Annotated in this window: 21 protein-coding genes; 12 read left to right on the top strand and 9 right to left on the bottom strand. The window is 46.3% G+C overall.

Going from position 1 to position 25,065, the window contains the following annotated elements; translation table 11 throughout:
* Position 1: 1 nt before the first annotated feature.
* The 5 genes from coaE to LZT21_RS00860 are packed head-to-tail and all read right to left on the bottom strand — an operon-like array spanning position 2 to position 4,632.
* Positions 2-664 carry a dephospho-CoA kinase gene (coaE, locus tag LZT21_RS00880; RefSeq protein WP_233923174.1) on the bottom strand — a complete coding sequence of 221 codons (663 nt, stop codon included), beginning with the start codon at positions 662-664 and terminating at the stop codon, positions 2-4.
* Positions 619-1,122, bottom strand: a complete 504-nt coding sequence (locus LZT21_RS00875) for an A24 family peptidase (RefSeq protein ID WP_233989097.1) — start codon at positions 1,120-1,122, stop codon at positions 619-621. Before LZT21_RS00875 ends, coaE begins: the two co-directional genes overlap by 46 nt.
* Positions 1,123-1,124: 2 nt before the next feature.
* Positions 1,125-2,222, bottom strand: a complete 1,098-nt coding sequence (locus LZT21_RS00870) for a type II secretion system F family protein (protein ID WP_233989096.1) — start codon at positions 2,220-2,222, stop codon at positions 1,125-1,127.
* Positions 2,223-2,236: 14 nt separating this feature from the next.
* Positions 2,237-3,343: a GspE/PulE family protein gene (locus tag LZT21_RS00865; RefSeq protein ID WP_233923171.1), complete on the bottom strand. Its 1,107-nt coding sequence runs from the start codon at positions 3,341-3,343 to the stop codon at positions 2,237-2,239.
* A 2-nt stretch (positions 3,344-3,345) separates the two neighbouring features.
* Positions 3,346-4,632, bottom strand: a complete 1,287-nt coding sequence (locus LZT21_RS00860) for an HlyC/CorC family transporter (protein ID WP_233923170.1) — start codon at positions 4,630-4,632, stop codon at positions 3,346-3,348.
* Between the two features lie 106 nt (positions 4,633-4,738).
* Between LZT21_RS00860 and LZT21_RS00855 the strand changes: the two genes are divergently transcribed.
* Positions 4,739-5,263 (top strand): methylated-DNA--[protein]-cysteine S-methyltransferase, encoded by a 525-nt coding sequence (locus LZT21_RS00855; protein ID WP_233923169.1) that lies wholly within the window; start codon positions 4,739-4,741, stop codon positions 5,261-5,263.
* Here LZT21_RS00855 and LZT21_RS00850 read toward each other — a convergent pair.
* Positions 5,260-6,243 (bottom strand): squalene/phytoene synthase family protein, encoded by a 984-nt coding sequence (locus LZT21_RS00850; protein WP_233934895.1) that lies wholly within the window; start codon positions 6,241-6,243, stop codon positions 5,260-5,262. The two genes, LZT21_RS00855 and LZT21_RS00850, sit on opposite strands and share 4 nt — an antisense overlap.
* A 152-nt stretch (positions 6,244-6,395) precedes the next feature.
* On the opposite strand from LZT21_RS00850, the gene LZT21_RS00845 reads away from it, so the two are divergent.
* Together LZT21_RS00845 and LZT21_RS00840 are read left to right on the top strand one after the other, a co-directional pair.
* Positions 6,396-6,995 (top strand): heme-binding protein, encoded by a 600-nt coding sequence (locus LZT21_RS00845; protein ID WP_233989095.1) that lies wholly within the window; start codon positions 6,396-6,398, stop codon positions 6,993-6,995.
* Positions 6,996-7,004: 9 nt separating this feature from the next.
* On the top strand, positions 7,005-8,006 hold the full coding sequence (locus LZT21_RS00840) for an NAD(P)-dependent oxidoreductase (protein ID WP_233989094.1): 1,002 nt from the start codon (positions 7,005-7,007) through the stop codon (positions 8,004-8,006).
* A gap of 8 nt (positions 8,007-8,014) precedes the next feature.
* Here LZT21_RS00840 and LZT21_RS11900 read toward each other — a convergent pair whose 3' ends face one another.
* Positions 8,015-8,941: a cobalamin B12-binding domain-containing protein gene (locus LZT21_RS11900; protein WP_233989093.1), complete on the bottom strand. Its 927-nt coding sequence runs from the start codon at positions 8,939-8,941 to the stop codon at positions 8,015-8,017.
* Between the two features lie 200 nt (positions 8,942-9,141).
* On the opposite strand from LZT21_RS11900, the gene LZT21_RS00830 reads away from it, so the two are divergent.
* Positions 9,142-12,963 carry a magnesium chelatase subunit H gene (locus tag LZT21_RS00830; protein WP_233989092.1) on the top strand — a complete coding sequence of 1,274 codons (3,822 nt, stop codon included), beginning with the start codon at positions 9,142-9,144 and terminating at the stop codon, positions 12,961-12,963.
* Between the two features lie 19 nt (positions 12,964-12,982).
* On the opposite strand, the gene LZT21_RS00825 is transcribed toward LZT21_RS00830, so the two are convergent.
* Positions 12,983-13,939, bottom strand: coding sequence for an alpha/beta fold hydrolase (locus tag LZT21_RS00825; RefSeq protein ID WP_233923163.1), 957 nt, complete (start codon positions 13,937-13,939; stop codon positions 12,983-12,985).
* Between the two features lie 64 nt (positions 13,940-14,003).
* Between LZT21_RS00825 and bchI the strand changes: the two genes are divergently transcribed.
* A complete protein-coding gene (gene bchI, locus LZT21_RS00820; RefSeq protein ID WP_233923162.1) occupies positions 14,004-15,080 on the top strand; it encodes a magnesium chelatase ATPase subunit I in 1,077 nt (358 codons plus the stop codon).
* Positions 15,077-16,936, top strand: coding sequence for a magnesium chelatase subunit D (locus LZT21_RS00815; RefSeq protein WP_233989091.1), 1,860 nt, complete (start codon positions 15,077-15,079; stop codon positions 16,934-16,936). The genes bchI and LZT21_RS00815 overlap by 4 nt, the downstream gene beginning before the upstream one ends.
* Here the strand turns inward: LZT21_RS00815 and bchO are convergent.
* Positions 16,925-17,791 (bottom strand): alpha/beta fold hydrolase BchO, encoded by an 867-nt coding sequence (gene bchO / locus LZT21_RS00810; RefSeq protein ID WP_233989090.1) that lies wholly within the window; start codon positions 17,789-17,791, stop codon positions 16,925-16,927. The genes LZT21_RS00815 and bchO overlap by 12 nt on opposite strands.
* An 85-nt stretch (positions 17,792-17,876) precedes the next feature.
* Between bchO and LZT21_RS00805 the strand changes: the two genes are divergently transcribed.
* The 6 genes from LZT21_RS00805 to bchZ all read left to right on the top strand — a co-directional run bounded on the left by LZT21_RS00805 (position 17,877) and on the right by bchZ (position 25,009).
* Positions 17,877-18,788 (top strand): polyprenyl synthetase family protein, encoded by a 912-nt coding sequence (locus LZT21_RS00805; RefSeq protein WP_233923159.1) that lies wholly within the window; start codon positions 17,877-17,879, stop codon positions 18,786-18,788.
* A 2-nt stretch (positions 18,789-18,790) separates the two neighbouring features.
* Positions 18,791-19,921, top strand: coding sequence for an acetylserotonin O-methyltransferase (locus LZT21_RS00800; RefSeq protein WP_233989089.1), 1,131 nt, complete (start codon positions 18,791-18,793; stop codon positions 19,919-19,921).
* Positions 19,922-20,032: 111 nt separating this feature from the next.
* Positions 20,033-20,980 carry a chlorophyll synthesis pathway protein BchC gene (bchC, locus tag LZT21_RS00795; RefSeq protein WP_233934903.1) on the top strand — a complete coding sequence of 316 codons (948 nt, stop codon included), beginning with the start codon at positions 20,033-20,035 and terminating at the stop codon, positions 20,978-20,980.
* The gene (locus LZT21_RS00790) at positions 20,977-22,002 is read left to right on the top strand and encodes a chlorophyllide a reductase iron protein subunit X (RefSeq protein WP_233923156.1); all 1,026 of its coding nucleotides are present in this window, start codon (positions 20,977-20,979) and stop codon (positions 22,000-22,002) included. The genes bchC and LZT21_RS00790 overlap by 4 nt, the downstream gene beginning before the upstream one ends.
* Before the next feature lie 14 nt (positions 22,003-22,016).
* Positions 22,017-23,552, top strand: coding sequence for a chlorophyllide a reductase subunit Y (gene bchY, locus LZT21_RS00785; RefSeq protein WP_233923155.1), 1,536 nt, complete (start codon positions 22,017-22,019; stop codon positions 23,550-23,552).
* The gene (gene bchZ / locus LZT21_RS00780) at positions 23,552-25,009 is read left to right on the top strand and encodes a chlorophyllide a reductase subunit Z (protein ID WP_233989088.1); all 1,458 of its coding nucleotides are present in this window, start codon (positions 23,552-23,554) and stop codon (positions 25,007-25,009) included. The genes bchY and bchZ overlap by 1 nt, the downstream gene beginning before the upstream one ends.
* Positions 25,010-25,065: the final 56 nt, after the last annotated feature.

Here is a 25,065-nt window from a genome sequence, read left to right as displayed (position 1 = left end):
ATTACCTACGCGTGAGTCGCTGATGTAGCTCAGACGTTTGCTGTAAGGCTAGGGCTAAATCACCATCATTATTGATAATCGTATCAGCATGAATAAGTCTTGCTTCCCTAGTTACTTGGGACTGCATGATTTGCTCCACCTCAGCCCGCTTGAGCTGACTACGCTGCATCACGCGCATGATCTGATTTTCAGGGGAGCAGTCAACCACTACCAGATGATTTAAATGCGCTAGCCACAGCCCTGATTCAATTAAAAGGGGTACAACAAAAACTAGATAATCAGCCCCATCATCCATTTGTCTTTGGGCTTGCCGCAAGGTTTCCTCGCGAATGAGGGGGTGGGTTATAGCCTCTAGTTGCAATTTAGCTTGGGGCTCGGCAAATATCAGCTGACGCATTTTGCTGCGATTTAAGGCGCCCGAATCCAAGAGATAGCTTGCGCCAAAGGTTTGGCGGATTGCCTCGATGGCCGCGCCATTTGGGCCTGTAATGAGGTGGGCAATTTGATCGCTATCGATAATACTTGCGCCTAGCTCAGCTAAATGTAAAGCAATGGCAGATTTACCCGCGCCAATTCCGCCAGTTAGACCGACTAATGGAATCTTACCTTTGAAAAAACTCAGGTCGAGAGGAGGCGACTGGGAAGCAGAAGAAAATTGGGCCATAACAGTGTAATGATGCCAGCAAAGGCTAAAAAAGGGCCAAATGGAAATGCTTGCGAAGTCGCTAGTCGTTGCCAACGCAACCAAATCCAGCCACCAACTAGGCCCATCAGGGCGGCCAATAGCAGAATATCAGGGAGGGCTTGCCAGCCTAGCCACGCCCCTAGCGCGGCAAGCAATTTTGCATCACCGAGACCAATACCATCTTGTTTTTTTAGTAAGCGATAAAGTAAATTCACGCCCCAAAGAAAGCCAAAACCCAGGACTACGCCGACTAAAGCACTGTCAAACGAAGTAAAACCTGGCTGATAAAAGTAATTAAATCCTAAGCCCGCCATCATCAGGGGCAAAGTAATGAGATCAGGCAATCGAAAAGTACGAAAATCAATTAGCGCTAACACCAATAAGGTCAAGGTTAAGATACTGCTAGCTAACACTTGCAGGGGTTGATCGAGTGGCATAGTTAGACGATTTGTCCTAAATTAAAAATGGGTAAATATAAGATCAGCACTAAGCCTCCAATCAACAAGCCAACTAAAGCAATTAAAACAGGTTCTAGATTGCGACTGAATAATTTTAGTTGTTGATTTAATTGCTGAGATAAAGTGCTTGCGCGGTTAAGCAGCATTGCTGGTAGCGCACCGCTTTCTGAGCCAATACAAATTATTTGCCAGGTCTGACGATCAAAATACCGATAGTGGGAGTCGGCTCTTAAGATTGCCTCGCCCAGTGGCCAACCTTGCGCCAGCAAAGTAAATATATTGGCGCTAAGGTCATGAGTGAGCCAATGATTAGATGAGCGTGCTGTAATGCGGAGCGCATCCAGCAAAGGAATTTCAGCACTTAATAAATGACCTAAAGTGCGGCACCAAAAAGAGAGCGCCGAAAGTCGCAGCAGCTCACCGAGCAGGGGAATTCTCAACCACATGCGATCGCAGTAATTCTGTAAGCGAGGTAAACGGTGCCAAGCAACTATCCACAAAAAAATGAGTGCGCTCAAGAGGAGCAAAATTGTTAAAAAATAGCGCCGCAAGACAGAAGTACTATAGAGCAAAGCCTGTGTTGCCCAAGGAAGCTCGGCTTGAAATTGGGCGAAAACGTCGCGAAAAATAGGAATAACCCAAAAAGCCATGACCAAAAATAAAAAAAGGGCTGAAGCCACAGTAATGCATGGGTAAGCCAGAGCCTGTTGAATTTGCTGGCGTAATTCCATTTGGGTCGTAAGCTTCGTCGCAATGGAGTCAAGCGCCTGACTTAATTGTCCCGAGCGTTCGCTAACTTCAACTAAGCCAATAAAACTATGGTCGAGTGGGTGCAGTGCTTGGCGTAGGCAGGCAGAAAAGGCATTCCCTTGCCGCAATTGGGTTTCTAGCTGAAGAAGAAAGGGGTGCCAATGCGCTGGGGCAGATTGGCGCAATAAAATTAAGGCATGTAGTAAGGGTAGGCCTGCATTTAAGAGGGTGGCAAGTTGACTTGCAAAATGGCATTGATCACGTAAGCTAAATGGCTTGCGCAAGCAATCGGGGATTAAAAAGCATCGACGTAATAAAGTAAATGACATAAGTGGGTAGCAAGTTATTGAATCTGGCGATACAACTCAGCTTCACTAATGTAGCCATGCTTCACTTGTAATAAGCCGGCCGCTAGGAGGTTGAGATAACCCAACCCCTTTGCCCGTTGGCGTAATTGCTGGGTGCTAGCGCCATCACAATACGCTTGCGCGAGCTCTCCTGAAAACGGAATGACCTCATGAATGCCAAGGCGCCCAAAGAAGCCATTGCCCAAGCATAAGTCACAACTATTTCCACGATTGTGACACGCGCTACAAATACGGCGCACTAAACGCTGGGCACTAAGACAATGCAAACAACTACTCAGCGCTTCAGAGTTAATGCCCAAATGCTGTAGTCGATCAATTGCGCCTAGGGCATCTTGAGTATGTAATGTACTTAAGACCAAGTGGCCAGTTTGTGCTGCTTGAATGGTCAGTTCAGCTGTCGCTTGATCACGAATTTCACCAATCATCATGACGTCAGGATCCTGCCGTAACAAGGCTCGCATAATAGTCGGAAAATCAAGACCTGCCTTAGGTTGATAGGCGACCTGATTGACGCCTGCCAGATGAATTTCAATGGGGTCTTCGATCGAGCATAAATTACTATGCAGGTGATTCAGATGTTGTAAAAAAGTATAGAGGGTACGAGTTTTACCGCTGCCGGTAGGACCGCAAACTAAAATCAAGCCGTGTGGTTTTTCAATTGCTAGTTGCGCAATAGCCAGTTGTTGCGGCAATAGACCCAGTTGATCAAGTGCCAGATCAGCGAGATTACTAGGCAATATACGAATGACAATTTTTTCGCCGTAGAGGGTTGGCAGGCAGGAAACGCGACAATGGATGTTGGCTTGATTTAATGTTAGACCAATACAAATTCGACCGTCTTGCGGAATGCGTTGTTCAGCTATATCGAGGCGCGCTAAAATTTTAATGCGGGTAATAAGGCGTTCGTGGAGAGATTTATTTTGGCGGCAGAGAACATGAAGATAGCCGTCAACTCGAATACGAATTAAGGTAATGTGTTCCTGAGGCTCAATGTGAATATCGGTCGCTCGAGCCGAAATCGCTTTAGCCGCAATTTCTTGCCAAGCACGAATAATGAGAGAGTCATCGGTTAAGAGCGCCAAGCTTAAACGGCTTGAAAAGCTGTGGGTCGATACAAGCGCACAGTTTTAATACCCTGATCGTCAAACTGCATAATTTCCATCACCACTCCAGCAATTTTAAGGCTGACATCATGTTCTGGAATTTGTTCAAGGTCTTCTAAAATTAAGCCATTTAAGGTACGGGGTCCATTAATTGGTAAGGAAATTTGTAATAGGCGGTTCAGGTCACGCAAGTTTGCGCTACCGTTTGCTAAGTAGGTACCATCCGCTTGCCACCGCGGTTCATGAGCTAAATTGGAAAAAGAGGTAGTGAACTCGCCAATTAGTTCTTCAACAATATCCTCAAAAGTGACTAAACCCATGACGTCACCATATTCATTTACTACCAGACTAAGTCGTTGTTGGTTATCTTGAAAAAATTGCATTTGTTGTAGTACCGGTGTACCGCTAGGGATAAAGTAAGGCTCTTGTAACAATTCTAGGAAATTAGCATGGTTTAATTCATCATTGCCCAAAAGAGATAAGGCTTTTTTAACCGATAAAATACCAATAATGCGTTCGGTATCACCCGCTATTACAGGTAATTTATTGTGATAGCAGGTTTCTAATTGCTGCACAACTTCCTCAATAGGTCGAGATAAATCGAGAATTTCAATTTTGGCTTTGGGTGTCATGACGTCATCAACCAAAATATTTTTTAAATTAAATAGATTTAGTAAGATATTGCGATATTGACTTGAGACAAAATGATTTGATTCTAAAACTAGGCTACGCAATTCATCGACCGACATAGCCGCATTATTGCCAGTAGTCGATAGCCCAAATATGCGCATTAAACCAGAGACAAAACTATTAATGAACCACAGTAAAGGTTTCAGAATATAAGTAAGGGGCAGGATAATCCAACTGACTTTGCTAGCGATAGCTTCGGGAAAGGCTGCACCGATTACTTTCGGGGTAATTTCACTAAAAACGATAATTAATAAGGCGATGACGATGGTCGAGATCGATAACACTAAACCACTATGACCAAATAAATGGAGCGCTAAACTGGTTACCAAAATAGGAAGTATGGTGTTAATCAGATTATTAGAAATGAGTAACACCGAGAGTAAAGAGTCGATGCGTTGCAGCAAGCGATCGGCAATGGCAGCCCCCGGATTTCCTTGGCTTGCCAGCAACCCTAAACGATGACGATTAGAGGCCAGCATACTAGTTTCTGACATGGAAAAAAATCCTGAGAGCACGAGTAAAAAAATCACTAAGACCGCTTGGCTCCAGAGGGGCCAGCCGTCAAAAAAAGAATCCATGATCTGTTCCTAAAGTGGACAATAAGCGTTTTAATATAGCAAACATCAATCAAAAAAGCGTCAGATTGCATGTATTCAGTTGTCAGTACTTATGGAATTATCTTGAATGCCTAAAAACCCCCCTCTGCCAGTCTTTTTAGACCCTACCGCGCAAATTTGCGTAATACCTGCTCCCTTTGGAAGATTGGGTATACAAACTGAAATTGTTGACGGTAGTTTGATGGTGGCAAGAATTACGTATTTGACCGCGCAGACCGACTTACAAAGCCCGAACAATGACTTAGCCAAAGAATTGGCATGCCAGTGTGCCCACTATTTTCAGAATGCTAATTTTGTTTTTGATATTCCTCTTAAGCCCGCTGGAACATTGCACCAGCAAAAGGTGTGGGCTACAGTAGCTAAAATTCCAGTGGGGCTAACAACGACGTATGGTGCAATTGCCAAAAAAATAAAAAGTGGCCCGCGGGCTGTCGGCGCTGCTTGCGGCGCCAATCATTACCCTTTAGTGATACCTTGCCATCGAGTGGTGGCAGCAAACCATCTGGGGGGTTTTATGCAAGAGGATACCCCTGGATTTAATCGGCAAATAAAACAATGGTTATTGCATCATGAAGGGGTTATTGTGGATTAAGGCCTTATTGCTACCCTTTTTAGCGGGCGGGCAGCACAATAAAAAAATAGTTTGATTAAAGTATTCGAGTGTGCCGCTATAAGGGTAAAGTGATAAAACAGAGCGACAGTACGGCGAGAAATTTTCTGCGGCTGGTGTTTAGTTTTCTTGCTGGCTGCTAGTTTATCCAGTGTTAATACGGCTAAACCAAGGGCCAGCAAACAAAATCGCCGCATTCCAAATTCTGCCTTGGGGATGAAAAGAATATAAGTTAGGGCGGCATCGAGTTTTTGTATTGCCAATGCTAACAGTTCAGCTTGAGTCACATTTTGTGGTAACCATGAAACTCCGCGAGCTTGATCCTCAAGTGAGTCTTTTAAAATATTGGTCATTTGTAAGGCTTGACCAAATGCCATCGCAAGCGATTCTTGCTTAGCAATGGCTTGGGCAAATTGCGATGAATGGGCAGCAAAAAGACTAGTTAGCATTTCACCCACCACGCCAGCTACAACATAGCAATACTCTTCAAATTCCTGAAGATTTTTTAGTCCTAATGGATTTTGTTTAGCATGAAAACGAGTCATTCCCTGCGACATGATGCTGATGCAGCGCAAAATAGCTGTTTGTTGATTAGCGGGGCAGCAATGCAAAATACGGACTACTGTAGCGGTGTGCGCGATTAAATCGCGCTCGGCTAAATTAGGGTGTAATTCTAGGGCCGTACTACAAGACTGCATAAACTCACTAATGGGTTTTTGGTTTAGGCAAGCTGCGAGAAACAGTTCTGATAAAACCACTTTTTCAGGTGCTGCTAAGCAGCTCGCATCTTCGATAGTATCGACAATACGGCACAGCAGGTAGGCGCACCCAACCGCTCTTTCAAGCGGAGGCGGTAATAATGGAATCGTAATGGCAAAAGTACGCGAGACCAAATTCAGGGTGTCTTTTTGATAGGCTAAATCAGCTAAGTCAGCTAAGTCAGGGTCGTTTTTAATGGCCATGCGGGCATTATGTCAGACCCTTTTATTGCGCTGCTCCCGCTGACCAAAGAATCCACTTATTATTAGGTATGCATTCCCTTTTAAGACGCTTACAAATGCGCTTACCCTGCGCGCTTTTCTTCTTATTTTCACACCTTCTAACACAGGCAGCTATGGCCATTGAAGAACCTCAATATACGGTAATTGAACAGCAGGCACCCTATGAATTACGTGCCTATGCGCCACATATTGTGGCGGAGGTCTTAGTTGATGGTGACCTCGATAGCGCTTCAAATAGCGGATTTCGCCTCATTGCTGCCTATATTTTTGGCGGCAATCAAGCACGCGCAAGTGCTGCCAACAATGCACTGTCCGGCAGTAGTGAAAAAATTGCCATGACCGTGCCGGTCAGTATTCAACCATTCGATCCAGCTACTGCCTCGCCGAACCAAAAGAACCAGCCAGTTTTAGAAGCGCAAAAAGCTGGTCAGTGGAAAGTGTCATTTTTAATGCCTAGCCAATACACTTTAGCAACTTTACCTGTACCACTTGATCGCCAAATTCAGTTACGGGAAATTCCAGCGATGAAGAAAGCAGTGATGCAATTTTCAGGGTTCAATAGCGCTGAAAAAGTAGCAGAAAAAACAGCCGAACTCCGCTTATGGATGGAACAAAAAGGTCTTAAGCCAATAGGAGAAGTCCAATTTGCCCGCTACAACCCGCCTTGGAGCTTGCCGTTTATGCGCCGTAGTGAAGTGCTATGGCAATATTGAAAGCGTTTTTTGCTAACAATTTTCTTAACTGGCGCTAGCGGTTTTATTGGACAAGCGCTACTAAAAAAATTAGTTGCTAGTCAGTGCCGACTCATTTGTCATGTTCGCTCTGCAGAGGCAGGTGAACAGGTTAAGGCGCTGGGAGGAGTTGCTTGGCAGTGCGAACTAGATCAGCAACAAGACCTAGAAACGCAATTTAGTCATTGTGATGTCATCATTCATGTGGCAGCCTTATTAAAGTTAGGAAGTACGCCAGCCGAATTTGCACGCGCGAATATTGAACTAACCCACACGCTTTTAAAGGCAGCCCAAGTAGCGGCAGTTAAAAAATTTATTTATCTTAGTGCCGCATCAGTAGCGATGCACGCACCGCAAGACTTATTTGATCTGGATGAGACTGCGCCTTTAACTCAATGTGTTGAGTTACCTTATTCATCAAGTAAAGCCCGCGCTGAAGAACTGGTCTTAGCAGCCGCAAGCGCTACGTTTCAAACGGTGGCTTTACGTCCAGCATTTGTGTGGGGACCCCATGATGCGGTGGAACGCATCATTGGCCCTGCTGTCAAGTTAGGCCAATTTGCTTGGTTTGGTCATGGGCAGTATTTATTTTCGACCTGTTATGTGGGGAATTTGTGCGCAGCTGTGTTATTAGCAATGGATCATGAGGTAGGCGGTCAAGCTTTTTATATTAGCGATAGGGAAGTTCTCACCTTTAAGGAATTTATGACTGCGCGGTTGCAGGCGGGGGGTTTTCAAGCCCCAAGTTGGTCATTGCCAAAAAGCTTAGCTTGGGCTTTAGCCCATTTCGCAGAAACGGGGTGGGCTTATTTGCCTTTAAGAGGTAAACCCCCTTTAGTGCGTGAAATGGTGCGGTTGATGGGCTATGCCTTTACCTTAAATACGGAAGCTGCACAGCAACAACTGCATTACCATCCGCCCTATTCAATAGCCCAAGGCATGGCCGCAATCAAAGCCAGCCTAGATAATCGTAAGACAGCCAATTCTATGTAGTCTTCGCGCTAGAGTGAGCTGGGGTGCCGACCATGAATTTTTGTCAGCAAAATCTCGGCCTGTTCGAGAGCTTGTTCAGCATCGACTCCGGTAATATCGGCACCAACCTGCGCAATGAGTTCAGGGTGTGCAACAAAAATAGGCCCACCCACCATAATGCCGATTTTAGGATTCTTTGAGTAAGTTCGAATGGCTTTAATAAAGACCGCTAAGGCATCGAACTGATCTTGGATGCTGACTGAAATGCCGATTAAATCAAACCATTCTGCTTGAATGACCGTCATAATCTCTGCTTCCGAGTTCGCCCATTCGCCCCATACTTTCCAGCCAGCACGGCGGAAAAATTCAGAAACCATAAATAAACCCATGGTGTGTTGCGAGCCCGGCATTGGAATTAGAATGGCGCGAGCACCTAAGGTATTGGAACGGGCAAACTCTTGAAATAGCGGACTAAGGTCATACATCAGTTGTTTCAGGCGCCATAAACCGACGGTCACTTGGTGGAAGGTGCACTCGTCGCTATCCCACATTTCCCCTAAACGTCGCGCAACTGGGGCCAATAAGCGCAAATAGATTTCATCTAAAGGAATGCCGCTGGCATGTAACTCGCTAACATAACTACCTGCAACTGAACTTTCATCGGCTAGCACTAAGCCAGCTAAAGTGGCGATTTTTTCTGGATCTTCAGTTGAGTTGGATAAAAATTGTTCGGCTTCAATTTCACTCTCAGCATGCAGATGAGCCGAGAGCAGTCGTGGAATGATCGATTTTTCAATTGTGCGTACTAGCCATCCCAAGTGTTCATTTGGGCCAGAATCGATTGGCACCGGCTCAGGCCAAACCGAGAGGCGAGGTGAATTAAGGGCTATCAAGTTGGCTTCACCTGTAACCGCACCATCATCACACGAGAGATCAACCGCTTTTGATAGCTTCACTAAAAACGTCATTCCTTAAAAAAATTAGCAACGATTGTGTTAAATCACTCTCAGTAATCTAAATCTACGCAGAGAATTGGGAAATCCCGATTTACTTTTAAGGGTATACCCTTGTTTGTAATTAAGTTTTTACCCTAGGTTATGTAAAATTTAATTGACACTTTATTTGTTTTTATTAAAAATGGGTGTTGGGAGATTAAATGGCCGAGCTAGCAGCTGTGCGCACTCAAAAAAAGTCAATGAACATGGTTTTAATTACCATGGACACGCACTTAAATAGTGCTGCGCGTCGTGCTGAGCGAGATCTACAAAAAACAATTCCTGGATTCTCTTTAAAAATTCACTCTGCTAGTGAATATGCCACTAGCGATCAATTATTAAATGAGTGCAAAAACGATATTGCAGAAGGCGATATTGTGATTGTCACGATGCTGTTTCTTGAAGATCATTATTTACCCATCGTCGAAAACTTACGCACCCGACGGGATCATTGCGACGCAATGCTATGCGCAATGTCGGCGGGAGAGGTTACTAAGCTAACGCGTTTAAGTAAGCTTGACATGAGTTTACCGGCCAGCCCTTTAATGGCCTTAATGAAAAAATTGCGCCCAACCAGTAAAAGCAAGGATGGCAAGAGCCAAGGGGGCTCGAGCGCTGGGGCAAAACAAATGAAAATGTTGCGGTTAATTCCCCAAGTATTGCGTTTTGTGCCGGGCACGGCGCAGGATCTGCGGGCTTATTTTCTGTCTTTGCAATATTGGTTAGGCGGCTCACAAGAAAACCTATTTAATTTAATGAGCTATTTGATCAATCGTTATGCGGCAGGAGCGCGGGCTAGTTTACGCGAGAGCGCAAAAGCCATTGATCCGGTAGCTTACCCCGATCTAGGGGTTTATCACCCCCGCATGAAGGTCCGTCTAAGTGAGAATTTACAAGACTTACCCATAGTCGTGCCCCAAACGAAGGCCCGTGGCAAAGTGGGTATCTTGCTCTTGCGCTCCTATTTAGTTTCAGGCAATAGTGGCCATTACGATCCCGTCATTGCTGCTTTGGAAGCTCAAGGTTTGCAAGTGGTTCCAGCTTTTTCATCCGGATTGGATTCGCGCCCAGCGATTGATGCTTTTTTTACACAAAATGGCGCAGCAAGTATTGATGCACTGATTTCGTTGACGGGCTTCTCATTGGTTGGTGGTCCTGCATACAACGATGCCAAAGCAGCTGAAGAAGTTTTAGCAAAATTAAATGTGCCTTATATTGCCGCCCATCCAGTGGAGTTTCAAAACTTAGAGCAATGGGGTGGGTCTGATCGAGGTCTGTTACCAGTTGAGAGCACCATTATGGTTGCTATTCCAGAGCTCGATGGTGCAACTGTGCCAATGGTATACGGTGGCAGACCTGGTGCGGCCGGCAAAACTTGCCATGGTTGCCATAAAGAGTGCACCTTTAACGAGGAGCATCATCCTCAAGATATGTTTACCTGTATTGAGCGAGTCGGCATGTTAGCTGCTCGGGTAGCAAAGTTAGTTGATTTGCGTCGCTCAGAGCGCGCCCAACGCAAAGTAGCGATTGTCTTGTTTAATTTTCCACCGAATGCAGGCAATATTGGTAGTGCTGCCTATTTAAGCGTATTTGAGTCAGTGCATAATTTGTTGTTAGGAATGAAGGCCAGAGGCTTCACCGTAGAGGTACCTGCTACTACTGATGAATTACGCACGCAATTACTAAAAGGCAATGCCCAGCAATATGGAGCCGATGCAAATGTCCATACTTTAATTGCCACCGATGATCACGTTAAACGCGAGCGCTGGTTAAAAGAAATTGAAGCGCAGTGGGGCCCAGCACCTGGTAAACAATTAAGTAACGGTAGTTCTATTTTTGTATTAGGTAAGCAATTTGGTAATATTTTGTTGGCAGTACAGCCTGCCTTCGGCTATGAAGGCGATCCGATGCGTCTATTGTTTGAGCACGGCTTTGCTCCTACCCATGCCTTCTCGGCTTTCTATCGCTACCTAAGAGAAGATTTTGCGGCAAATGCTGTGGTCCATTTCGGCACGCATGGTGCCCTTGAGTTTATGCCAGGCAAACAAACGGGGATGAGCGGCGCTTGCTGGCCAGATCGCCTGATCAACGACCTACCCAATATTTATCTTTACGCTTCTAATAATCCATCCGAAGGCGCGATTGCAAAACGCCGTTCAGGCGCAACCCTAGTAAGTTATTTAACGCCGCCAGTAATGCAAGCTGGGCTTTACGCAGGTTTAGCTGATTTAAAAGCCTCTATTGAACGCTGGCGAAGTCTGGAGCCCGAAGCAGAACACGAAAGCCATGAACTAGCAATTTTAATTCAGGCACAAGCTGCTGCAATTGATTTATGTGCCGCTGAGCCCTTATGGAACCTTGCAGATCAACGGGCTCTAGAACAGGTGGTCAGTAAGCTCTATTCTGATTTAATAAAGTTTGAATACACCTTGATACCGCATGGCTTGCATATTGTTGGCGCTGTTCCGCCCTTGGCTGAACGTTTTGGTTTATTAAAAGCCATGGCAGATGTGGCTTTAGATCATCCCATCGCTGATGCAGTGGTGCAGGCATTACTTGATGGAAAAAATCCTAGTGAGGTAGTAGGTCAGTACCCCGACTTACTTCAACTTGGTTCGCTAGAGACGCTTGAAGATTTATTCGCAAAAATGATTCGCGCCAATCTGCTCATGTCACAAGAGACCGAAGTTACTGGCATGCTCGATGCCCTCGATGGTCATTTTATTCGGCCTGCAGCAGGCGGTGATGTGATGCGTAATCCTGAAGTCTTACCCACTGGGCGCAATCTACATGGCTTCGATCCTTTTCGCATTCCCAGTATTTTTGCAGTTAAAGATGGTGCTAAGCAAGCTGAAAAAATCGTGCAAAAATTTATTGCTGATGGCAATGCAATACCAGAATCGATTGCCATGGTTTTATGGGGTAGTGATAATTTAAAATCGGAGGGCGGCCAAATTGGCCAAGCCCTAGCTCTAATGGGAGCCTTACCACGCTTTGATAGTTATGGCCGGCTTGCGGGTGCACAGTTAATTCCGCTGGCAGAATTAGGTCGACCGCGCATTGATGTAGTGATTACACTCTCGGGTATTTTCCGCGACTTACTACCATTACAAATTAAATTATTAGCCGAGGCTGCCTTTATGGCAGCAAGTGCTGCTGAGCCCCTAGAGCAAAATTTTATTCGCAAACACGCTTTGGCCTATCAAACCGAACATGGTTGTGATTTGGAAACCGCGGCTTTAAGAGTCTACGGCAATGCCGATGGTGCCTATGGCGCTAATGTTAGCAATATGGTGGAAAACAGTGTCTGGGCAGAAGAAGATGAGTTAGCTGAAACTTACACTAGGCGCAAAGGATTTGCCTTTGGTCGAGCAGGTAAGCCAATTCAAAATAGTGCGCTGCTAAAAAGCGTTTTGGCTAATGTTGAAATGACTTATCAGAATCTCGATTCGATGGAGCTTGGAGTGACCACGATTGATAATTATTTTGACACCTTAGGCGGTATTACGCGAGCGGTTAAGCGTGCTAAGGGCGGTACAGATGTGCCAGTTTATATTGGTGACCAAACCAAAGGCGATGGAACCGTGCGCTCGCTCTCCGAGCAGGTAACTCTTGAAACCCGCACGCGGATGCTCAATCCAAAATGGTATGAGGGTATGTTGCAACATGGCTATGAGGGTGTCCGGCAAATTGAAGTGCATATCACTAATACTATGGGTTGGTCGGCAACTACAGGTCAAGTACAGCCTTGGGTTTATAAGCAATTAACGGAAACATTTATGCTAGACCCCGATATGCGCGAACGTTTGGCTAAACTCAATCCGACAGCAGCTGCACGCTTAGCAAATCGCTTGACTGAAGCTTCCCAGCGCAATTATTGGCAACCCGATTCAGCCATGTTGTCAGCAATGCAAGAGGCTAATGATGAATTAGAAGATCGGCTGGAAGGTGTACACGTCAGTGGGATTAAAGTAGCCGCTTAAAAAGAAGCATAAATACACTTTATGATTTTAAAAACTGCCAGAGTGCCTTAAGGCCTTCTTGAGGCTGTTCTTCTTGGGGAATATGACCAATGTTGGGCAAAGGTACTAATTTGGCCTTGGGCATCAACTGTAAATAATCTTGTGCATTGCGAATCGGAATAAAGCCATCGCGCTCACCCCAGAGTAATAAAGTAGGTGCTTGAATTTGCCCTAATAGTGGGCGGGGGTCTTGTAAGACATGTTGTCGCATGATTTCGAGCAGACTTGCGCGTACACCGGGCGCCAGCATTAAATCATAATAACGTTGAGCTAGCGCTTCATCCATGATGGCAGGATTAGCATAAGCAGGTTTTAAATTCATTTCTAAAATAGCTTGCGGTAAAAAAAAGCGCATGACATGCAGCAAGGGCGAAATGCTCGGCTTCTGACCATATTGAAAGCCCTTACTGGCAAAACCATCAGGCGAAATTAATACCAATTTATCTACACGCTGAGGCTGCGCTACGGCCATTTCCCAGGCATAGCGACCACCCATTGAGTTTCCAATCCAGACTGCACTTTGAATTCCGAGTTGATCTGCAAAAGCGCCTAAAAATTGCAGCACAAATGCATCGGAGTAGTTTGCGCTGGGGTTTGCACCAGTGAGGCCAAAGCCAGGTAAATCGAGACTTACTACCCGATAATCTTGCGCGAGGGCAGCGACCCATGCATCCCAAGTTTGTAAACTTGAGCCAAAGCCATGCAAAAAGATTAAGGTTTGTGGTTTTCTTTTGATTGAGGCGGGCGGCCCAACATCACGGTAATGCACGCGCATATTCAGCACCTCAATAAAAGCACTGGGTGCGGTAGCATAGATTTTTTCTAAGTCAGCGCGGTTTTTATCGGGGGCCCATGCCCAAATTAGAATCACGCATAGCAGAAACGCACAAACCCCAACAAGCCACAACATAACTGATTTAAACTGATTCTGCTTCATGGGTGAATTTTAATGTACCCCACCCCTAACCCACGGCATAATATTTATTTTTAGGAGAAGTAGTATGGCGCGGTACTATCCGTTTTCTGCAATCGTTGGGCAAGAGGATATGAAGCGCGCTATTTTGGTCGCCGCTCTTGAGCCGACGATTGGTGGTGTTTTGGTCATGGGTGATCGCGGCACTGGAAAATCAACTGCCGTAAGAGCATTGGCTGCTCTATTGCCGCCAATGAATGCCGTTGCTGATTGCCCCTATGGTTGTGATCCCAAGGCACCTGCAGGACTCTGTTTTTATTGTGATGGCTTGCGGGCTAGGCTGAGTGCGTTTAACGCGAGCCAAGTTATTGCAGGAAAAAAAAGTAAGCCAGTCCAATTAAAAACCATTAAACGTCTTGTACCTGTGGTTGATTTACCCTTGGGAGCGACAGAGGATCGGGTAGTAGGTGCCTTAGATATTGAAAAAGCCTTGACTCTAGGAGAAAAGGCATTTGATCCAGGCTTATTAGCGCGCGCTAATCGTGGCTTTCTGTATATTGATGAAGTCAATTTGCTCGACGATCATTTAGTTGATTTACTCATCGACGTAGCTGCCTCAGGTGAAAATGTCGTTGAGCGTGAAGGCTTAAGTATTCGCCATCCAGCTAAATTTGTCTTGGTCGGCAGTGGCAATCCAGAGGAGGGTGAGCTAAGACCCCAACTACTTGATCGCTTTGGCTTGGCAGTAGAGGTAAAAACACCAACCAATATGCAAGACCGAGTCACAATTATTAAGCGCCGCGATGCATTTGAGCGTAATGCAGTTACTTTTCTTGCAGAATGGCAAGAACAGGAAGATGTTCTTCGTAAATCACTTGAGTTGGCGCGTAAGAAATTACCCCTGGTGAAGGTGAGCGATAAATTATTAGAGCAGGCTGCAACTTTATGTAGTCATCTTGGTACAGATGGTTTACGCGGAGAGCTTACCTTGCTGCGCGCCGCACGCGCTGTTGCGGCTTTAAATGGAAAAAATACCGTCACCCTAGACGATCTCAAAGCCATTGCGGTGCCTGCTTTACAACATCGCTTAAGGCGCAACCCATTAGATGATGCTAGTTCAGCAATTCGGATTAAACGCGCCTTAGCCGAAGTATTTCCTGCATGAGTCTGGCGCTTTGGTTGCGCGCACGATTAGTAGCGCAAATTCTACAGAGTAATCCCCATGGCTTTGGCGGTATTATTTTACGCGCCCGCGCTGGACCAGTGAGAGACCAATGGCTTAATTATTTACAATCCTTGGCACGCAATGCCGGACTTAGGACTCCTTTACGGCGAATTCCTTTGGGTATTAGCGATGAAAATTTATTGGGTGGACTCGACTTAGAGGCAACTCTACACACAGGTAAGCCCGCCTTCAGAAGCGGTATCTTAGCCAATAGCGATGGCCAGATTCTGTTGCTGCCCATGGCAGAACGAGTTGATGTGCATGTCGTGTCGCGAATCTGTATGGCATTAGATCAGGGGCAGTTGCGCCTAGAGCGAGATGGACAAAGCTATGTATTGCCCTGCCAATTCGGCATCGTTGCCCTAGATGAAGGGAGTGAAGCTGAGGAACGGACGAATATTAAACTTCAGGACCGTCTGGCGTTTCATCTGAATTTAGACGAAATTCATTGGCGTGATATAGCTGAAACTGAAGCCAACCTTTTTGAATTGGATGCCAGCAAGCAATTGCAGGACGAGCAATTCTGTTCTCAAACTCAAAACATGAATTCGGCCCAAACCATGCTCACCGATGAGCAATGGTTTGCTCTCACTGAAACTGCTATGCAGTTAGGTGTGCATTCAGTTCGGGCTTTGCACTATGCTGCAAAAACAGCCTGCTACTTGGCGACTATGCAAGGTGCTGAGCAGGTGGCTGATAGCCACCTCAGCGAAGCAATAGCCTTGGTAATTGCACCACGGGCAACCCAAATGCCGGGTGAAGAACCAGCGCCCGCAGAAGACATCCTCGATGAAGCGGAAGCTGACACACTTCCCGAACAAAATGCCGCTCCGGAAAATACGCTTGATAACGCATCTACGCCAGAGATGCCACCACCAGAAAATCAGCAGGAAGAAATAGAGCCAACCAAGGAGAGTCTGCTTGAAGCTGCTAAAGCTGCTATTCCAGCCGATTTATTAAGCGTCTTATTAAAGGGCCCTTTGCTGCAAAATCAAAAGGGTTTTGGCGGGAAAGCTGGGGCAAGAAAAATCGGCCGGCTGCGTGGTCGACCGCTGGGTTCCATTGCTGGCAATCCTCAGGCTGGCACAGCACTTTCTTTAATCGACACTTTACGTACTGCCGCGCCTTGGCAGGCCATGCGAAAAAAACAAAATAGTTTGTTGGCAGCACCTCGTAACCATAAAACAATTCTTATTACTAAGAGCGATTTTCGGGTGCGACGTTATCAAGAGCGCACTCAAACCCTCACCGTCTTTGCAGTTGATGCATCGGGTTCCGCAGCAATGCATCGCTTAGCTGAAGCCAAGGGCGCAGTCGAACTTTTATTGGCTGAATGTTATGTTCGGCGTGATCAGGTAGCTGTCATTGCATTTCGTGGCTTGGGTGCAGAAATTATTTTGCCGCCAACCCGTTCGCTAGTTCGCGCTAAACGCAGTTTGGCTGAAATGCCAGGTGGTGGCGGTACCCCATTAGCTGAAGCAATTTATATGGCTACCGAACTGGCGCAAAATGCCCAACGTCAAGGCTTATCTCCGGCAATTGTTTTTCTTACGGATGGCCGAGCCAATATTGGTCGTAACGGGGTACCCGGGCGCGCGCAAGCTCAAGTGGATGCAGAACAAGCGGCGCGCTATTTAGGACAAATTGCAATTAAATCGCTGTGGATCGATACTTCGCCACAAGCTCGTGTTGAAGGTGAGCAGCTTGCCAAGCTAGTTGGTTCAATCTATTTGCCCCTACCACAGGCAAATGCGCAAGCGGTTTCACAAGCAGTCTTGCGTACCTTACAACAATAATAATTCATGCAAAATAAGCTCAACCGTTTTTTGCGGTTCTAATTCATGCATCAGATGACCGCCACTCCACTCAATCACAGTGGCTTGTGGAAAGTAACTGGAAATGATCTGCCGCAAACGCTGCTCAGGAATCCAAAGATCATTTTTTCCTAACACCCAAATTAATTTAGCACGGCATGTTTTAGCTTGATTTAGCACCGCAGTAATATCCGCTGCAGCCATAAAATTCATTGCCCCAAGCACATGATTGGTTTGAGAAAATAAGCGACGATAAAAGACTCTACGCGCTTCGGGAAGAATGGTATTGGTGGAATCCAATAATCGATCAATCATCGAGCTTGCGCCCGCTAACTTTGCCAAGATAAATGAGGCGAGTGATGAGCGCGTAAGTGGGCTTAACAGTGGCCCAAAAAGCTGGGTATAACTTGCTGGCGGTGGCACTAAAGAGGGATTTAAGCCAATAATGCACTGAATTTCTGGATTGATTTCGGCATAACGCAAAGCCAATAAAGCACCAGCAGAGTGGCCAACTACCAAAGCGGGGTCCGGTAAAGCGAGGGCCTTCATTAATTTTTGGAGCTCAAGCGCCATATTATCTAAACGAAGCGAGCTGATGGGTGCATGCAAGGTAAAAGCATGCCCAGGCAAATCGGGTACTACGACGCGAGCATGCTCGGCAAGTTTATTAATTATTTCTGACCAAGAATGTGCTGAGGCACCAGTGCCATGTAATAACAAAATCGTGGGCCCAGCATCGCCTGCAATTTGTACGTGCCAAAGCAGAGTGCCAACCGCAATAGAGCGACTTCGTGTGCGGTTTGGCCAATCATTTGGAATACGGCTAAGTGAATTCACTAGGGTTTTTACTGACTCATTAATGATTGACCTTAAAGTATAGATGTATATATCCTAAGGGCTTCATAACGGTAATGCGGTATATATGTCAGAAAATATCACAGTGATTCAAGGCATTGAACTAAAGCTCCATGAAGCGCTGGCACTAACCGATTCAAAATTTGCACCACCAACTTTAGTGCAGGCCCTCCATCACGCTATTTTTCCGGGGGGCGCGCGGATTCGCCCCCAATTGTGTTTAGCAGTCGCTGCAGCATGTGGCAACGATGATCCGGCTTTGTCATTAGCGGCAGCGGCAGCAATTGAATTACTTCATTGCGCTTCTTTGGTGCATGATGATTTGCCGTGTTTTGATGATGCAGCAACTCGGCGGGGTCAACCTTCAGTGCATGCGGCTTACGGTGAGCGGTTAGCAGTATTAGCTGGCGATGCTTTAATTGTTTTGGCTTTTGAAGTTATTGCGCGGGCCGGCAGTCGCTCGCCATTACGGTTAGCGCCACTGATTACCACGGTTGCCACTAGTGTTGGCAGCCCAAATGGCATTGCAGCTGGACAGGCCTGGGAGTGTGAAAGTAAAGTTTCTTTAAGCCGTTATCAAAAAACTAAAACGGGAGCTTTGTTTGAGGCGGCTACTGCTGCTGGTGCTCAGGCAGCTGGTTCTGATGCTGAAACATGGCGCCCTCTTGGCGAGTGGTTAGGAGAAGCTTATCAAGTAGCTGACGATATTCGCGATGTCATGGCAGACCAAAGCTTGACAGGAAAGCCTGCTGGGCAAGATATTGCGCATGATCGCCCGAATTCAACTAAAGAACTAGGCGTGATTGGTGCGATTCAACATTTTGATCAATTGGTGATGAAGGCGATTAAATCGATCCCTAGCTGTAAAGGGGAAAAATTATTACGAAGCTTAGTTGCCAAAGAGGCTGCCCGATTAATTCCTGATGATTGGTTTTTAGAAGAACAAAGGCCAATACACAGCCAATATATTGCAAGCTGATTTTGAAACAGCTACGCGATTATTTTTTTGACTGGCGTAACCAAACTATTGCCTCACCGCGTTTTCAACGTTGGAGTGCTCGTTTTCCCTTAACCCGTGGCATCGTTCGTAAACAGGCTGCCGCACTATTTGATTTAATGGCAGGCTTTGTATATTCACAGGTGCTATTAGCCTGCGTGCAGGTAAATATATTTGAGGTTTTAAGTCAGGGCGCCAAATCTTTTAGGGATTTATGCGCAGAAATACCGCTACCTGAAGCAGGCTTACGCCGCCTGCTCGACGCTGCAGTGGCGCTGAATTTATTAACCCGGCGCGGCACAGATCGATATGCACTTGGTATGCTTGGTGCACCGTTAGTGGGTAATGAGGCGTTAATGAATATGATCAAACACCACATTGATTTGTATCATGATTTAGCCGATCCGCTTGCCCTGTTACGCGGAGATAATCAAAGCGCAGCAATGGCAGGGTATTGGCCATATGTATCTCAAGACCAAAATTTAGCTCCAGAAAAATTGCGGGCCGACCAGGTGCAAGCTTATTCAACTTTAATGTCGCAAACACAACCTTTGGTTAGTGCTGAAGTACTTGAAGCCTATTCATTTGCGCAGCACAAAAACTTACTCGATATTGGCGGTGGAGAGGGTAAATTTGCACTTGATTTAGCACAACAATATCCCAATTTACAAATTACGCTATTCGATATTCCCGCAGTAGCCGCTTTGGCGAATGCGCAATTTAAACAAAGGCAATTCGGTTCTCGCACCCAAGCGATTGGTGGTAATTTTTTTGATCCCTTACCCCAGGGTGCTGACATAGCCACTTTAATACGAGTCATTTTTGATCATGACGATACCAGGGTAAAACAGTTGCTTGCCAACATATACGATGCATTAATACCCGGAGGGGCTCTACTTTTGGCGGAGCCAATGGCGGGCACGCCCGGCCAGTTAAAGATGGGAGATGCCTATTTTGGCTTTTATTTATTAGCCATGGGCAGGGGGCGCCCGCGTTCGCAAGGGGAAATTAAAAACCTCTTAGCAGAGGCTGGGTTTGAGGCAATTCGTTTACTACCCAGCGCAATTCCGCTAAATGCACAAATATTGCACTGCACAAAACCCCAAAAGCCTTAAAACTAGTGAAAACACCTAGAGAACAAAGCTAGCGTTTTATTAGGAAAGTTGGTTAATATGTAAATAAATGTTTACACATTTAATTGTCAACTGGGCTTACTTAATAACTCAATGAACGCGCTCCTTAAAACTACAGCAATTGTGCTCGAAAAGCCGGAGAACATCTGTTTAAGTGAGTTAGATCTCATACCCGCCACCACCGATGACATTATTGTCGAGGTCGAATGGAGTGGGATCAGCACCGGGACAGAAAAATTATTATGGACTGGGCAAATGCCAAGCTTTCCGGGCATGGGTTATCCGCTTGTACCGGGTTACGAGTCAGTTGGACGCGTCATCCAGGCCGATGATCAACAACGCTTTGCACTTGGCCAACGGGTTTTTATCCCTGGATCAAGCTGTTTCGTAGCGGTGCGGGGGCTATTCGGTGGCGCTGCATCGCGCTTAATTGTGCCAGCCAAGCGCGCAGTAGCAGTTGCAGAAAATGTTGGTGAAGAAGTAATTTTGTATGCTTTGGCTGCTACTGCCTATCATGTGACTGCAGGTCTTGGTAATGAGCAACCCGATTTAATTGTTGGTCATGGCGTGCTCGGCCGTTTACTAGCGCGACTTGCTGTACTAGCGGGTAAACAACCTGTGGTTTGGGAGATTGATGCGCAGCGACGTGAGGGTGCAGTAGGCTACCAAGTTGTTGATCCACAGACCTGTGCAGCAGCGAAATATAAAACAATTGTCGATGTGAGTGGTGATGCCAAACTACTTGATACCTTAGTGAGTCACTTGGCGCCGGGCGGCGAAATTGTTTTAGCCGGTTTTTATGACACCATCACCTTTGCCTTTCCTGCCGCCTTTATGCGTGAGGCTCGTATTCGTATTGCCGCACAGTGGCAACCAAGCGACTTAACAGCAATTCATCAGCTAGTTGAGTCTGGCAACTTGTCGTTGGCCGATCTAATAACGCACCGCGCGAGCCCCCAAGATGCTGCTGAAGCTTACCGGACCGCATTTCATCACAAAGATTGTTTAAAAATGGTTTTAGATTGGAGAACACGACAATGAACGCACCGACAAAAGTAAAAATCGACGGCATTCCAAGCGAGGCAACCATTCAATTTATGAATTTGAAAAAAGAAGCCGCAATTGAGCCTGATGCGGTTTCAACTGGACCCATTACCAAAGAAACCCAAATTATTGCTATTTACGGTAAAGGAGGCATTGGGAAAAGTTTTACCTTAGCCAATTTGTCATACATGATGGCCCAGCAGGGTAAAAAAGTTTTACTCATTGGTTGTGATCCAAAGAGCGATACCACCTCGCTCTTGTTTGGCGGAAAAGCTTGCCCAACCATTATTGAGACATCATCAAAAAAGAAATTATCAGGTGATGCGGTAGCTATTGGCGATGTTTGTTTTAAGCGCGATGGAGTCTACGCGATGGAATTAGGTGGGCCAGAGGTAGGGCGGGGCTGCGGTGGCCGCGGCATCATTCATGGTTTTGAAACGCTTGAAAAATTAGGCTTTCATGACTGGGGTTTTGATTTTGTCCTCCTTGATTTTTTAGGCGATGTGGTTTGTGGTGGCTTTGGCTTGCCGATTGCACGCGATATGTGTCAGAAAGTTATCGTCGTGGCTAGCAATGATTTGCAATCGTTATATGTCGCTAATAATGTCTGTTCAGCGGTGGAATATTTCCGCAAGCTCGGCGGGAACGTAGGTGTAGCGGGTATGGTGATTAATAAAGATGATCATACGGGTGAAGCCCAAGCTTTTGCCGAAAAAGCAGGTATACCGGTGTTGGCAGCTATTCCAGCCGATGATGATATTCGCCGTAAAAGTGCAAGCTATGAAATTATCGGTCGCCCAGGTACCCAGTGGGGTCCTCTTTTTGAAGAGTTGGCTAGCAATGTTGCCACAGCGCCGCCCGTAAGGCCCAAGCCATTAAGTCAAGATGATTTACTCGGACTTTTCTCGGCCGACATTACCGGTCGTGATTTTGTGCTTGAGCCAGCAACGGTAAAAGACATGATGGGTAAAGATGCCGTCATTAAAGAAACCCTCGAAGTAATTTACGACCAAGCTTAAATATTGAGCCGCAGATGACTACCGCAACTATTCCAATCGTGCCAGAAAAGCTGCTTGTCGATCCAGCTTTAGGCGATGGTGTGGGCTGTCATGCTGGCAAGGAGCAGATGAATGTAGCTGCACGCGCGGCAGGTAAAACAGCAATTTTGCAGCAGTATGAAAAAGATTACCCAAAGGGACCACACGACCAGCCCCAAAGTATGTGCCCCGCATTTGGTTCTTTAAGAGTGGGTCTAAGAATGCGGCGAACCGCAACGATCCTATCAGGATCAGCATGCTGTGTTTATGGCTTAACGTTTACATCGCATTTTTACGGCGCGCGGCGTAGCGTGGGGTATGTGCCATTTAATTCAGAATCATTAGTCACGGGTAAGTTGTTTGAAGATATTCGCGAGGCGGTTTACAAAGAAGCTGACCCCGATAAATATGATGCCATTGTGATTATTAATTTATGCGTGCCCACTGCTAGTGGCGTGCCATTGCAATTGCTACCCAAAGAGATCAATGGCGTACGCATTATTGGTATTGACGTCCCAGGTTTTGGTGTGCCAACCCATGCTGAAGCAAAAGATGTTTTGGCTGGGGCGATGTTGCAATATGCACGTAATGAAATTCTCGCTGGACCGGTACCAGCACCACGCTCAGGTAAACAGACCAAACCCACTGTCACTTTATTAGGTGAAATGTTTCCGGCTGATCCCGCCGTAATCGGCATGTTGCTAGATCCAATGGATTTGGCTGTCGGCGCTACCGTGCCTACTCGCGAATGGCGTGAGTTATACCAAGCCCTTGATTGTGCAGTCGTTGGGGCGATTCATCCCTTTTACACCGCTAGTATTCGTGAATTTCAAGCGGCGGGTCGACCCATTGTGGGTTCAGCCCCAGTGGGCTATGAAGGTACTGCAAATTGGTTGGCGGCAATTGGTGCGGCAACGAATACCAGCGCTGAAAAAATTGCTGCTGCACAAAATAAATTTTTACCCGCTATTAAAGGTGTGCTCGGCGCAGCACCAATTAAAGGACGCATTAACGTCAGTGGTTATGAAGGCTCGGAATTATTAGTTGCCCGCTTACTCATAGAAAGTGGAGCCGAGGTGCGCTACGTTGGTTCTGCCTGTCCGCGAACAGAATGGAGTCAAGCTGACCTCGAGTGGCTCGAGGCAAAAGGGGTGCAAGTAGTCTTTCGCGCGTCACTTGAGCAAGATTTAGCGGCGATGGCTGAGTACCAACCAGATTTAGCGATTGGCACGACTCCGGTAGTGCAGGCTGCTAAACAAGCCTCTATTCCCGCTTTATATTTCACCAATTTAATTTCTGCACGGCCCTTAATGGGACCCGCTGGTGCGGGGTCATTAGCACAAGTGATTAACGCAGCCCTCAAGAATCAAACTCGCTTTGATGAGATGAAAGCTTTTTTTGGCAATGTGGGAAGTGGCTATGCAGCCGGAGTTTGGGAGGATGTGCCGGTAGATCGCCCCGAGTTCAAAGCAGAAACCCGCCGTAAGCTCGAGAAAAAAATCAAGAAGCGCAAAGCTGAGGAGATGATGTAATGTTTGTCATTGATCACGACCGTGCTGGCGGATATTGGGGCGCTGTCTATGTTTTTACGTCCATTAAAGGTTTGCAAGTTGTCATTGATGGACCAGTTGGGTGTGAAAATTTACCAGTCACCTCAGTATTGCATTACACCGATGCCTTGCCACCCCATGAGTTACCTATTGTAGTAACCGGTTTAGCCGAAGAACAATTGGGACGAGAAGGTACAGAAGGTGCAATGAAACGGGCTCATGCAACCTTAGACCCCGATTTACCTGCAGTGGTTGTTACTGGCTCGATTGCCGAAATGATTGGTGGTGGAGTAACGCCAGAAGGCACTAATATTCAACGCTTCTTGCCGCGGACGATTGATGAGGATCAGTGGCAATGCGCGAATCGTGCGATGTTTTGGTTGTGGAGTGAGTACGGCATCAAGACGGTCCCCACCCGCCCACCTAAAAAATCTGGCGAAAAACCCCGCGTCAATATTATTGGCCCTTGTTACGGCACTTTCAACATGCCAAGCGATTTAGCTGAAATTCGCCGCTTAGTAGAAGGTATTGGCGCTGAAATTAATTTGGTTTTTCCTTTGGGTGGTCATCTAGCCGATGTCGCGCGCTTAGTTGATGCTGATGTGAATATTTGTATGTATCGCGAGTTTGGACGGATGTTATGTGAGGCCTTAGATCGTCCGTATTTACAAGCCCCCATTGGTTTGCATAGCACGACTCAATTTTTACGTACTCTAGGTGAGCATCTTGGGTTGGATCCCGAGCCTTTTATTGAGCGGGAGAAGCACACAACGATTAAACCTATTTGGGATTTGTGGCGCTCGGTTACACAAGATTTTTTTGGCACGGCTAGTTTTGCGGTAGTAGCGAACGAGACCTATTCTCGTGGCATTCGCCATTTCTTTGAAGACGAAATGGGGATGCCCTGTAATTTTGCCGTGGCGCGTAAACCCGGTGAAAAAACGAATAATGAAGAAGTGCGAAAATTGACCAAAGAAAAAACGCCGCTGATTATGTATGGTAGTTACAACGAGCGCATGTATTTAAGTGAAATTGGTTCAAAGGCCACGTTTATTCCCGCCTCATATCCGGGAGCATTAATTCGCCGCCATACAGGTACGCCTTTTATGGGTTATGCCGGCGCAACCTACCTAATTCAAGAATTTTGCAATGGTTTATTTGATGCACTATTTCATATTATTCCTTTAGCTACTGAGATGGATAAGGTTGACGCCACCTTGGTACGGCAAAAGTTATTGGCTAATTTGCAATGGGCAGCAGACGCTCAAAAAGCCGTTGCCGATTATGTCCAAACCCAGCCGGTATTAGTGCAAATTTCAGCGGCGAAATTATTGCGTGATCGAGTTGAGCGGGCTGCTGAAACAGCTAATGAAGAACAGATTACTTTAGAGCGGGTGCGCATCTCTTGCCCAGAAATTTCAGTGGGAGAAACAGTATGAAGCTGAACCCCATCCGCTTTCCAAAATTTGGCAGCAGTAAGCCATCTGCCCATGGC

The organism is Polynucleobacter sp. IMCC 30228 (genome assembly GCF_021395205.1).
Taxonomy (GTDB): domain Bacteria; phylum Pseudomonadota; class Gammaproteobacteria; order Burkholderiales; family Burkholderiaceae; genus Polynucleobacter.
The sequence above is the reverse complement of the archived record's forward strand: the minus strand, read 5'-3'. Positions and strand labels throughout refer to the sequence as shown.